General features: G+C 34.0%; 11 protein-coding genes. All 11 read right to left on the reverse strand.

Annotated features, from left to right (window positions below; translation table 11 throughout):
• Positions 1-40 precede the first annotated feature (40 nt).
• Positions 41-1,693: an SgrR family transcriptional regulator gene (locus V3W49_RS19575; RefSeq protein WP_500147679.1), complete on the reverse strand. Its 1,653-nt coding sequence runs from the start codon at positions 1,691-1,693 to the stop codon at positions 41-43.
• Positions 1,694-1,731: 38 nt separating this feature from the next.
• Positions 1,732-2,331: a helix-turn-helix transcriptional regulator gene (locus tag V3W49_RS19580; RefSeq protein WP_500147680.1), complete on the reverse strand. Its 600-nt coding sequence runs from the start codon at positions 2,329-2,331 to the stop codon at positions 1,732-1,734.
• 27 nt (positions 2,332-2,358) lie between these two features.
• Positions 2,359-3,303: a fimbrial protein gene (locus V3W49_RS19585; protein WP_500147681.1), complete on the reverse strand. Its 945-nt coding sequence runs from the start codon at positions 3,301-3,303 to the stop codon at positions 2,359-2,361.
• Between the two features lie 13 nt (positions 3,304-3,316).
• A complete protein-coding gene (locus V3W49_RS19590; RefSeq protein ID WP_500147682.1) occupies positions 3,317-3,874 on the reverse strand; it encodes a fimbrial protein in 558 nt (185 codons plus the stop codon).
• A gap of 8 nt (positions 3,875-3,882) precedes the next feature.
• The gene (locus tag V3W49_RS19595; RefSeq protein ID WP_500147683.1) at positions 3,883-4,413 is read right to left on the reverse strand and encodes a fimbrial protein; all 531 of its coding nucleotides are present in this window, start codon (positions 4,411-4,413) and stop codon (positions 3,883-3,885) included.
• Positions 4,414-4,422: 9 nt separating this feature from the next.
• Positions 4,423-4,932 (reverse strand): fimbrial protein, encoded by a 510-nt coding sequence (locus V3W49_RS19600; RefSeq protein WP_500147684.1) that lies wholly within the window; start codon positions 4,930-4,932, stop codon positions 4,423-4,425.
• Positions 4,933-4,942: 10 nt separating this feature from the next.
• Complete coding sequence (locus V3W49_RS19605) at positions 4,943-5,548, reverse strand: fimbrial protein (protein ID WP_500147685.1); 606 nt, start codon at positions 5,546-5,548, stop codon at positions 4,943-4,945.
• 42 nt (positions 5,549-5,590) lie between these two features.
• The gene (locus V3W49_RS19610; protein WP_500147686.1) at positions 5,591-6,331 is read right to left on the reverse strand and encodes a fimbria/pilus periplasmic chaperone; all 741 of its coding nucleotides are present in this window, start codon (positions 6,329-6,331) and stop codon (positions 5,591-5,593) included.
• 47 nt (positions 6,332-6,378) lie between these two features.
• The gene (locus tag V3W49_RS19615; protein ID WP_500147687.1) at positions 6,379-8,883 is read right to left on the reverse strand and encodes an outer membrane usher protein; all 2,505 of its coding nucleotides are present in this window, start codon (positions 8,881-8,883) and stop codon (positions 6,379-6,381) included.
• Positions 8,883-9,434, reverse strand: coding sequence for a fimbrial protein (locus V3W49_RS19620; protein WP_500147688.1), 552 nt, complete (start codon positions 9,432-9,434; stop codon positions 8,883-8,885). The genes V3W49_RS19615 and V3W49_RS19620 overlap by 1 nt, the downstream gene beginning before the upstream one ends.
• 64 nt (positions 9,435-9,498) lie before the next feature.
• A complete protein-coding gene (locus V3W49_RS19625; RefSeq protein WP_500147689.1) occupies positions 9,499-10,035 on the reverse strand; it encodes a fimbrial protein in 537 nt (178 codons plus the stop codon).
• Positions 10,036-10,917 lie beyond the last annotated feature (882 nt).

Consider the following 10,917-nt stretch of genomic DNA (forward strand, 5'->3'; position numbering starts at 1 on the left):
TTTTAGCGGTTGAAAGTTGCTTTCAACCGCTATATTTAGATTAATTTTTAATTTTGATAGAGGTGAAATCAGGATTTAGCTGAGGAAAAAATTCAATATCAGAAATGTCATCCTCATGCATAAACTTATATTCCTGCATAAACAAAGGAATGATAGATTGTGATTTTAACAATAACTTAAAAGCTTTTTTAAAATAAAAGTCATACCTTCCTATTTTTAATTTCGCTATTTTTGAAAGGAATTTATTTATTCTTTCACGAACCAGAAAGTGAAAAAAAACATCAAAGCATATATTATTTCTATAAAACTCCTCTAAGGAAAATGAAGGGTATGATGAAAATTGAAAGAAACCAATCAGCAAATCATATCGTTCCCATTTTATATTATCTAGATACCAGTGAGAATCTTGAATTGGTATTAGAGATAATTTACATCCCCTATAGTTAAAGCATTGTTTCAATTTATTCGCAAAACTCTCAATTAGTGGAGTTTGATAGTAAGCAAGAGTCAAAGCTGGGGGCAAACAGTGATAACAATCCTCGTTATAATTTTCGTAATAGATGCCACTGAATAATTCATCAATATCTGATGCATGATTTTGTATGTTGTGATTTTTTTGGGATAATATACTTGTAAAATTGTGTATGAATTTTGAGTGGTTTGATGTAATTCTAGGCGAGTTGTCATTGACACAAAGAAAAGCTAATGCATCTGATTTTATGTGCTTGCAATTGAGGTCAGAATCGACATACCTAAGATTAGAGTTAGCCGAAAGCATAACGGTCGAAGCCCAATCAAGTGCTTTTCTGAAACTGATATCATAATGAACTTGATCTACTTGAGACAAACAACCATTTGCAGTAAATTTGTGGAAAACTACGCTTTCGCTGCAAAACTTAACACATTTAAATGGTCCCATACCAATCATGAAATTATTTGGATGACTAAAAGAATAGAGCGGATTTGCTAAACGTAATGGTAATAATGAGTCAGGTTGCGATAAATTAAAATGGATAATATTTTTATCTTTGATTACCTCAGTGACATATGGCATTCCTTTTGATTTTATAAAACCATCAACAGCACTATAAAGTTGAGATGGTTCAAGACGACTACCATCATGCCAAATTAAGTTCTCATTTAAATAAAAAGACCAAGTCAGTCTATCTTTTGACTCCCTATAATCAACACAAATTCCGGGCTGAATAGAGTTGTTCTGTGATAAGAACTTAGTTAAACCAACATAGGTCATTTGCATAAGATGCATTTCAGTTCTGGGCAAAAACTGCCCAGGAAAAAAAGGCATCAAAGGTCTATAAAAGGGAATAGTTATACAGTTCCTGATATCTTTCAATTCTGCAGTTAAAGATGTATCTGAATATTTATAAGATAATTTTGAAATAGACATGCAAGAATTTTTCGTATCAAGAAGCGCTTCTATTCCGTGCCTGTCGAGCCTACAACGCAGAAAACCTAAATTTCCTCTACCTGGCTTACCTGTCCAACAAACCCATCCTAAATCAACCATTTTGAATAGCTGAACACGAGCATAACGCGAAGAACAAACTAGAACTTTGGCGATGTCATTAATAGAAACCCTAACAGTTGTTGTTTTATATTCCTTGAGAAGGCGAAGATATCGATTCAAAATTGAACAATACTCGCTATTGTTGATAATAGTTTTGATTTTCATTTAATTGCAATCTTTCATGTAAAAAATAATACTACCATCTATTGAGTTGACATAAGTTGCTTAAGGTTAATCTCATTGCAAAATAATATCTTTTCCTGCTGTTTTGATATTTTAAATGCTCTTCGGATAGCGATACGATGGTTGCTGACAGTCTTTTCATTGATACCTAATATTTGTCCAATTCTTTTATTGTTGATTTTTCTGTTTATAAGTGTAAGAACTTGTTTTTGACGATTTGTAAGTGTAACTGCTTTAGTGCAATTATCGTAAAATGATACTGAACTTATTAATTTGTTTAATTTTTCTCGAAGTTTAACGACTGGAGAATTTATATTTAAAGTATGTAAAAAAGGGTGTAAGAAGGTTTCGTTGAGCCTGTCATCATGAATAATAAAAAACTTATTCAAATCGTTCTTAGAGATAAGTTCTGTAGAATGAAAAGATAAATATGCCAAACACTCTGGCGTATTAAAAACCACAATAATTAGATCGTATCTGGAGTAGTCACTTTCAGATATTACTGTCTTCAGAGAAGCGAAAGTTAAATTCGCAGACCAGTCAACAATATTAATTAGATACTTAATTGCTTGATTAGTGAATACATCATCACTTATAACAATAATATTTTTCGATTTCATTTAACTTGTTACCTGTTTAATTTTTAACTATTGATGGCTCACAACTAGTGATGCAGAAGCTTTAAAACTTCCGGTAGGAACCTGATCATAAGTAGCTGTATCAGGTAGTACAGGAGTAAAACTAAGAGACGCAGTAGCCGAACCCTTCGTCATCTTTAAGGTTTTCTTACTATTAAAATTCATGATATCACCATTCCAACGTGTTACAACGCCGAGATTTTTCTTGTTTGTCAGAATTGCGTTTTTATTCCAAGAAGCTATACTGGATGGTTTCAAAACCACATCTAAATCCATGGTATCTGAACCATTACATTTAATATTTAATGGTTTCGTGATTGTATATCGTGAAATACCACTTGCTCGTAATTCACTTCTTTCTATGTTACCGAAACTTACATTAATAGGATCGCCAGATAAAACATCGCATGTTGACGTAGTTATGTTAACATCATTAGCAGAGTAAAAGTTCCAAACATAACCTTGTTTGTAGGAAGGATCTCGACTATTACCTTGAATAAAATTAATTTTACCTAAATAATCCCCAGCCTTAATTCTGAATGGTTTGTTAAGTGTACTTAATTCAAAGAATAAAGTTACCGGTATTGTTCGGCTTTGTTGCGATTTTAAATCATTGAATACCTGAATTTTAGGTATTGGCGTACGATAATCTGTGCCTGAAACGGTCACTCCACTATTTAATCCGGAGAAAATAGACTGGTTTAAGGTTATCCCATTCGTATCAATCCACATATAATCGACCCAATTTGGATCAACAGAGTCATTCTTGCAAGTAATTTGCTGACTCAAATTTACTATAGTATTTTTGCCTGTCGTTAAATTTGACTGTACAGTTACATAAACTGATGCAGAACCACCATCCCAACCGATTGAACCAAACTGACCTTTACAGGTATAACCGAAAGTAAAATTAGATATGAATAACAAACTAAGAATCAAAATTTTAGACTTCATAAATATTCCTGCACTATGGATATTCTATTTGAAATGTCGTAACGGCTTTAAAATCACCATAACGAATAGTTCTGTAATTTATTGCTGATGGTTCCGCTTGGACAAAAGCTCTAAAATTAAGAAGGTTTGTACCGGTTCCAAGCTTTGCTTTTGGTGTCAGCTTATTAATAGAAACAGCATCACCATTCTCATCTTCTAAACCAATGGCTATTCCAGAAGCCGGACCGCTCGACACCTTCAAAAAACCTGGGAGTTCATTACTTTCATCTCCAGAAAACATCACTTGGACTTGATCTGAGATCGATGTGTCACAAGAAAGCAATCGAATAGTAAAACTTTGTGAGTGAGTCTTGGAGTATTTATATAAATATTTATCAGGTATAGTACCAAACTCTACATTTATTTCAGATGAGTTAACATCCAATTCGCAGGGCTCTTTAACTAACTCACCTGTGAATATCAGGTTATCTTTTAATGATACCGTTTCAGCATATAAAGCAGGAGAAGGCATCATCAAATAAATGAAAAACAAAAAATGATATTTATCCTTAATAAATTTAACATATCCCATGGTAAATCCTATTGGTAATCAGCAATCAAGGTTGTTACTGAGTAGAAAAAACCAGTTTTGATATTTTCGCTTTTCAATAACACTGGCACGGCCTGTAATTTTGGCAAATCAGAAAATGAGACTTTTAAAGGTTTATTGATCTCTAATGGTGTTGCATTTTGATATATTTTTATCCCGACGTCATCGACGTTTGTTTTCAAAACTGCATTATCGCTCGTTACAGCATTCCCTTTTAAAGTAATATATAGTTGCCAGGAAGAATCTGTAGCTTCACATGTTACACGGTATGGGATATCTTTAATGTAATTTTTGCCATCAACCTTATTAATGCTAACAGTTTCAAATCTTATTTCAGTCCTCTTATTTTCATTAATAATACATGGAGGTATTCGCAATGTTCCATGAAAAGTCACATTAACATTATCTCCTGTAGCCTCTGCATTTGCTATATTCGCATGAGATGAGATACAAAAAAGTATAATCAGCAAAACCTTACAATGACTAATATTAAAGTGAGTATATTTTTTTTGTTTGATCATATATACTCCTTAGTTATATGACACTTTTAGTGTGGCTGTAGCATTAAACTCTTGACCATTTTTAAAACTAGCATTTTTATCTTTTATCAAAACAGCATAAAGCTTAGGCATGTTTGCTATATCAAAATCAAACCATTTGTTTACCGAGATAGATGTATTATTTGCATATAGCTTGATTCTTAAACCTTTCACATCAGTGTTGAGAGCAGAACTATCAAAAAAATTTGTTGTTCCACTAAATTGCATTTGAGTTTTTTTTCCATCTGGATCTCCATTACAAGTTAACTTATAACTGATTTCTTTTTTATAGCTTTCATTGGAAATATTATTTATGTATACATCACCAAATTCTATAGAAATAGGATTTTGTCCTGAGAACTTACATGCAGCTGTTGCTACAATAGTCCCACTTATACTAACATCAATGTTGCTAGGACTAATCGTTGCTTCAGCATAATTAAAAACCATATAATATAATGCAAAAAATGAGCGAAAAATTGTTCTACTTATTTTATACATTTTCACGCCCTCACTTATAGTCGATCACAAAACTCGAAGTAGCAATGAAATAGCCTTTTGATATTTCATTGCTCGTTTTGATAAGTTGTACATGATATACGATCTCGTTGTAACCTAGCATCAAAAAAAGGGGTTTCGAACTAACTCCCATTTTGATGTCTCTATATTTCTCGTCTGAAATTTTAAGGCCTACGCCATGAACTCCTTTCACCAAAATAGTATCATCATCCGACTCTACTAAAGTGGAAAAAAAACTGACATCAACAATAGGTTGTAATGAGTCCCAATAATAATTTCCCGTAAGATAATCCTTTTTTTTAGCCCCACCGTTCGTACATCCATGCAGTTTAATCAAAAAGGGGATAGGCTCGCTACGATCGCCTACCTTTTTAAAAGTTGAAGATGTAATTTCTCCCATATCAATAAATACATTTTCAGATTCAAAATCAATCCAGCATGTTCCTTCCGTTAGATAGCCAATAACATTGAGTTTTCCATTCAGTCCTTCAACGCTAAAGTTACTTGCAAATGCATTAGTGATTGTGAAGAAAAAAAAGGCACAAAATTGCAATATTTTATTGTTTTTAAAATTCATAAATTGAGCATTTATTTTCATCACTTTTGCGCCTTGCTATTGTTAGTTAGGTTGACTGAATAATTAACCTTCTTTCATATCCGTTACAATACAGTTATCAGTACTGCAATTGAATATTAATTTAGGTCTTCCACCAAAGTCATTTATAAATGTTAGTACTGGATTAGAACCCAATGCTGAGGACTTTCCTGTTAAATATGAACTAGATTTAGGTTCGACCATTATTGGGTCAAATCCATTTACAGGTTTGCCATCAATACTATTATATACTGCTGCTAAAGTCACATAATAGGGTGTTGGATTAATTACCTTAACTTTCCCACCTTCCTTTTTCAATGATATTTTCTTTTGCCATGGATTATCTAACAAAGACCTATCGGCGAATAATGTCTTTGGTCTGTAAAAAAGCTTTATCCTTGTCTGTAGAGCTATTTGTAGAGTATTGGGCTTGTTACTTCTTGGCGGTATCTCCCTGAGATTTAGGTAAAACACTGACTCTTTATCTTGCGGTAGTTTTTGATCTATATTTAGACCCTGAATTTTCACCTGCCCTTTACCTCCACCTTCTATCCTTTGTAAGGGAGGAAGAGCTGTTAATGGATCATTAATTTTTTTTCCATTACTATCTTCTATCCAGACTTGAGCTAAATATGGTAGCTCTTTATTTTGGTTTGAAATATTCAAACTCACTGACTTTTCACTTCCATTATAAATTACTCTAGTTCTATCGAGTGCTATCGCTGACCATGCATTAATCGAGATTGATGACATCATCAAAAATGATATAACATTAATTTTTTTCATTTATTTCCTCAGCTAAAGCTTTAAAATTAAAACATACCTTACAATGACTAATTACATGGTAGTAACAAATTTTGCGTTATATTTTTTGGCAAATGAATCTTACATTGGGATGCCCCATCCCATTGAACGTTCATTACACTATCAGGTTTAATACCACTCAGCCATACGTTCCCATCTTCATTAACAATACCGGTCTGAAGACCATTATCCGTTACGACGATAGCACCAAATGGAGGGTAAGACCCGTCAGCTTTCCTAATTATGACCATAGCCTTACTTCCTGATATCACGCTAAAACTTTTATAGCCTATGGCACCCTCGGTGAAAGTTCCTTGTATCACGGATTTAGTAGCTTCGACATCTTCAGCCAGATCATTAATATCAATATTAATTGTATTCCTATAATAACTATTAATGTCTGTAATTACTGTTTTACCGAACATGTTAGAGTTCAATGTTGCACCAAATCCCCGAACAGGAACATTACTTACTCCTCCAGTATCTACCATCAAGCGAGTGCCCCCCATCGAATTCACTCGATGTAATGCAAAGCCCTTAGATGTGCCAGTTACCCCCCCCTGCAAAGAAATGCCAGCTGAACTGTATTTATTACCTCTATAACTTAGATTTGTATTAACTTGTGCTTCGTCGCCTTCATGGGTGTAATATAAACTTCCTATTCCAGAACCATGCTCACCTACTCCAGCTTTAACTCTGTAAGAATTTCTGCTATTAACCTGCTCAAAGTAACTCATTGTATTTGCTGTGCCTGCAGATCCATACTGCCCATCAAAACTCAGCGTTGAGTTTGTTTCCCATGGGATAGAGATTCCTAAGTAAACTCCGTCATCCTTAACATTATTATACATGGACCTATAAGCGGACAGATTAATATTGACATTTTTAATTTCGCCAAAGTTCATATATTTAGACATGGACAAGCTGTACGTGTTATTATCTGGCCGATTCCAATATGTTTGGTGACTATAATTTAGATACGAACTAAGATTTATTGAACTGAATTGTTTATTAAATGATAGCGTATATAGTTCCTTGTTTCTACCTACATCAATTCCCCTGTACTTCGCATCAAGGAACTCACTCATACTCATAAAATTACGTTCAGTAAATCTATATCCAGCAAAGGTTACTTGGCTATCATAGTCATCAAATCTTTTTGAATAGCTAAGTCTATATGATTTCCCTGATTTATTATTACTTGGGTTAATGTTAGCTGATGATGTTGTTATATCTGCAGACAGAGCCCCTAAAAACAATAGATCCCTCCCCAATCCTAGATTGAAAGATTTATAGTTATTAGAGTATATACTCCCTCCGTTTAGAGACCAGCCACTGTTTATCCCCCATGAGAACTCACCTGACGAAAAAATATCCCCTTCTACATGATGCAAATAATTTGATGGTCGTCCTATTGATACTTTATACCTAACTCTTCCTGGCCGTGTCAAATATGGGATATTCGCAGTTTGGACCTGATAATTTTGTTCAGAGCCATCTTGTTCTGCAATTTTTACATCAAGCGCGCCAGTTACTGCAGAGTTCAAATCCTGAATTCTAAACGGTCCTGATGCTACTGTGGTTTCATAAATGACTCTGCCTTGTTGACTTATTGTCACTTTAGCGTTTGTTTTAGCGATACCGATTACTTCTGGTGCATAACCTCTTAAATTAGGTGGAAGCATATTATCATCTGATTCAAGTATCACACCCGTATATCTAAAACTGTCAAAAAGATTAGAATTTAAGTAATTCTCACCTATTGACAAAGTCGATTTTAACGGTTTTATAGCACGATAAAGATAATAACGACTCCATTCCCAATTTGTTTGAGTACTATTAGCTACTCCAGTTGTATGATTATACAGCTGTTGCCAATCTGCCCTGAGTCTCCAGGCCCCTAGATTTAGACCAGTAGTCCCGTTGCCGCTTACTGATTGGGTATTACTTCCAGCACTATTTTTAATTTTCGAAGTTTGTAAATTTAAGTTATAATCAAAAAGGAAACCATTTATACCTTCATCCCAACTGGATGGTGGATCCCAGTCATCTGAAGTATATTCTAAATATGCTTGGGGTATATTTATATATAATGTACCCTCACCCAAGTCCATCCTTGTACTCAATCCCTTTATGCTTGAAACTTCCAAGCATTCTCCTTCATTCCACCATTGTAATTTATTTTGAATACTATTTTTTAAACCTAGTTGAGAAACCAGTTCTTTACGCAAACAAACTTTACTTTTTTTCTCATCATCGTCTTGCGATATATAGCTCACTTCTTGATCAGGAATTTCTCTATTTTCTAACTTTACTAAAACTTGATATTTACCTGGCATTACATAACCAGATTGAGAGAAACGACTTAAATCAATTTTGGTTCTATCGTTCAAATCGAGAACATCTGTGTTGAATTGAATATTTTCTTCTGCCCATGACTTCTCTAAGGCGGAGCTCATTAATGTTACTACAATTAAGATAGCAACCCTATGACAACCTTTTTTTTCGAGGTATGACAAAGATTTTCCATTCATCAGAAATATTCCATTTTAAAACGAATAGTTGTATAATAAGCTCCGGCACGCAATTTCTTATTATTACTTTGCAATTGCATTGTATATCTCAGAAGCATTTGCCCTGGTTCTATTTCTATATTCGGTAATGGAACTCCGGGTAATGCTCGATTGCCGTTAGCATCAATAATCAATAATCCAACACCTTGAGCCTCACCATTTACAGCAAAGAGATTATTATTTGTTATAGCCCCATCAAATGTGATGTTGAATGCATTCCATTTATTATCTAAATAATCAAATCTTTTTAGATCACAATTAACTAATTTTATAATAAAATTTTTTTTCGGCCCCCCCCCACTCTCAACAAACCTGCCTATAGATATAGTTGAGAGTTCAATTGTCTGGTCTCTGCTTTCTACATCTATTGCACATGGTGCATCAATTATTGCACCATTTAAATTTACTTTACCATATAGATAACTTGCATCAGCATACAAAGAATACATGCTGATAAAGCATGATGACAACATTAACAGTATAGATATTAGTCTTGAAAAAATAACCTTCATCAAATGTCCCCTACTGTAATATTGAGCATCAAAACAGGGCCTCCATGCAGAGGCCCTTAAATTTTTACTGATAGGCCAGAGTAAAGTTAGCCACAGAGGTAAAATCCCCTGGAATTACAGTTGCTTGTGCACCATTACCTTGGAGATATGCAGCAAAGCGTAAGGTATTATTGCCATCCTTAATGATGCTTGGAGAGCTCGGAGTACCTAATTTAATATTGCTACCGTCATCGTTTGTAATTGCAATAGATGCACCGCTTGCAGAACCCGCGATCGCAAAATAACCCGGAAGTTCAGTAGACTCAGTACCAGTAAAGGTGGTGGTTACAGTTTTGTCAGTTAAACTAGAGACGTCACAATTTTCAAGTTTGATATCAAATGGACGCGGTGTAGATTTACCGCCGTTAGCCAGTGCCTTAGTAGAGATTTCACCTAAGTTAACTGTCTGATCAACGGTATCTGGAGTGATAGAGCATGGAGAATCAATAATTGACCCTGTAAAAGTTACAGTACCATGCCCCTGATCTGACGCTGCGTTCGCAATACCAGACATAAGAGCAATCCCCATACCCATAGCCAGCGCAATTTTGGTGAATTTCATTGTTAAATTTTCCTTAACTAGTTAAATCATTAAAAGTCCTACACTGGATCATTATCATTTCAAGAGGCATATGAAGGACGGAGAGTTCCTTTCATATTTAACTTGAACATCTAATGATTTTTCTACACTTCGATAAATCGTGAAGATATTTATTAGATAATGTCTTTCGTATCGAAGTTGTTCGTATTTTCACTTTTAAGATTCATCTCGTCAATAGATGACACTTTTTGACATGAACAATTATAACGCATTGAAATAATTGGGTTTTTTAATGATTGTGATTTTCTTATAGCCTTCTCTTTAGTGTCTATCAAAACATAAACCTCCATCCATACAATATCCATCTCTGTTTTCACGTTTTAAATTCTATATTTTATTTACTTTTCGACATTTAATTCCAAAAAATCCATTTGTTATTTTTTTGTTGCTCAATAAAAACATTATTGTTTACTTAACCTTAAGTATCGAATTAATTGCACAAAAAACAATAACAAGTGTTATCATTTTTGGTTCTTTATTTTCAATGACATAAAAACACAAGTCTTAAATGCTCATGGGGAAGGGTATTATATCTTTTCATTCTATTTACATTTAAGACATATGTATTTTTTTTGAGGAATAATTGCTGCACTGATTATAATTTTTATTATCCGTTTTTAGCTCAAAAAATGAACTATTTTTTTCTTCGAGGGAACGGTTTAGACACAATTATTCCTCTTTGATAACAAATCCACATGTGGTTGTGAATTTTTGTTAGCACTCAACTGAAATTCCCGCCTATGCATTATCTTTTGCCTATGTCTTTCTGTAAGTATCCCGCATAATCGAACCATTCACATTTAGAGATCTTCCGGCATACTCAATTCTGCCAACGAAGGAGAT

Origin of the sequence: Rosenbergiella sp. YN46 (assembly GCF_036620675.1) — a bacterium.
In the GTDB taxonomy this organism is placed as follows: domain Bacteria; phylum Pseudomonadota; class Gammaproteobacteria; order Enterobacterales; family Enterobacteriaceae; genus Jejubacter.

What these genes read in the sequence shown, in the direction of transcription:
- V3W49_RS19575 (WP_500147679.1), bottom strand. Translation starts at nt 1,693, where the DNA reads ATGAAAATCAAAACTATTATCAACAATAGCGAGTATTGTTCAATTTTG.
- V3W49_RS19580 (WP_500147680.1), bottom strand. Translation starts at nt 2,331, where the DNA reads ATGAAATCGAAAAATATTATTGTTATAAGTGATGATGTATTCACTAAT.
- V3W49_RS19585 (WP_500147681.1), bottom strand. Translation starts at nt 3,303, where the DNA reads ATGAAGTCTAAAATTTTGATTCTTAGTTTGTTATTCATATCTAATTTT.
- V3W49_RS19590 (WP_500147682.1), bottom strand. Translation starts at nt 3,874, where the DNA reads ATGGGATATGTTAAATTTATTAAGGATAAATATCATTTTTTGTTTTTC.
- V3W49_RS19595 (WP_500147683.1), bottom strand. Translation starts at nt 4,413, where the DNA reads ATGATCAAACAAAAAAAATATACTCACTTTAATATTAGTCATTGTAAG.
- V3W49_RS19600 (WP_500147684.1), bottom strand. Translation starts at nt 4,932, where the DNA reads ATGTATAAAATAAGTAGAACAATTTTTCGCTCATTTTTTGCATTATAT.
- V3W49_RS19605 (WP_500147685.1), bottom strand. Translation starts at nt 5,548, where the DNA reads ATGAAAATAAATGCTCAATTTATGAATTTTAAAAACAATAAAATATTG.
- V3W49_RS19610 (WP_500147686.1), bottom strand. Translation starts at nt 6,331, where the DNA reads ATGAAAAAAATTAATGTTATATCATTTTTGATGATGTCATCAATCTCG.
- V3W49_RS19615 (WP_500147687.1), bottom strand. Translation starts at nt 8,883, where the DNA reads ATGAATGGAAAATCTTTGTCATACCTCGAAAAAAAAGGTTGTCATAGG.
- V3W49_RS19620 (WP_500147688.1), bottom strand. Translation starts at nt 9,434, where the DNA reads ATGAAGGTTATTTTTTCAAGACTAATATCTATACTGTTAATGTTGTCA.
- V3W49_RS19625 (WP_500147689.1), bottom strand. Translation starts at nt 10,035, where the DNA reads ATGAAATTCACCAAAATTGCGCTGGCTATGGGTATGGGGATTGCTCTT.